This is a genomic window from Benzoatithermus flavus, assembly GCF_037908215.1.
GTDB lineage: Bacteria > Pseudomonadota > Alphaproteobacteria > Geminicoccales > Geminicoccaceae > Benzoatithermus > Benzoatithermus flavus.
Genome location: NZ_JBBLZC010000077.1, coordinates 1 through 944 on the forward strand (window position 1 = coordinate 1; position 944 = coordinate 944).

The window sequence follows — 944 nt, forward strand, 5'->3', positions numbered from 1 at the left end:
GCCGGGAAGCTCGGGAGGGCCGGCCTCGAGCGCGCTGCGATCGAGCGTGCTCGCTCTCGTCCACGCGGGCGCCGGGCCTGGGCCAGCGGGGGCGGAACCGGCCGGCCAGCGGGCACCGTCCCGACCGGGCGGCCCAAACGCCCGGCGCCGCGCGGCCGCGACCATGGTCCGCTGGCGCTCGGGCCCCGGGCCGAGGTACCGCGCATCCCGTGACCACGGACACCGTTGCCCGGGCGCGCCGAGCACGCGCCCTCGAGCCCCTCGGGCGCGGCCGCGATCACCCGTTGCCCGCCTTTGCGGCCGCGTTCGTGCAGGCTGCGCAGGAAGGCCGACCAGAAGGCGTCCGCTTGCGCGCGGCCGATGGGCAGGCCGACGATCTCGCGGCTGCTGTCGGTGGCCACGGCCACGGCGATTGTCGCCGCCACCGCGATGGGCGAGCGGCGGAGCCGATCGACGCCGCCCGCGCGCGGGCTCGAGGGAAGCGGCGTCCGGCCAGAGATGGGGGCCAGTCGCCCTCCAAGGGCCGTTGCAGGAAGGCGGCGCCGCGCTCGTCGCTGTCCTGGCACGGCTTGCCGACCGTGCTCTCGGAGATGCCCGACGGCCCCGTCGCCCGGGCCAGTGCGTCGCCGCGCCGGGTCGAGACGCCGATCCCCTCGAGCCGCTTTGCGGCTCGAGGGTGCCCTGCCGCAGCTGGGAGGTTGGGCGCGACGCTCCCGGCAAGCCGACGTGCCGGTGAACGGCGGCGCCGGTCACGGTGTCGAGCGTGCGCGCGGTCGCCGTTGCGCCCGTTCGGCCGCGCCGGCGAGCGCTCATGCCGCCCTGCGCCGATCGGGCCTTCCGCCGCCATCCGGAGCGGCAGCACCATCTCGGCGCCGCTGCGCCGGAAGGCGCCGGCAGCGGCCTTTGGCAGCCGCTCGGCCCGTGGCCGTCCGTCCTCGGTCCGC

The 944-nt window shown here is 78.1% G+C and carries 1 protein-coding gene; it reads right to left on the reverse strand.

Annotation, left to right across the window (positions count from 1 at the left end):
• Nucleotides 1–407 (reverse strand): transposase (locus U1T56_RS24120; RefSeq protein WP_418162036.1); only part of this gene is annotated, 407 nt, incomplete at its 3' end.
• Nucleotides 408–944: the final 537 nt, after the last annotated feature.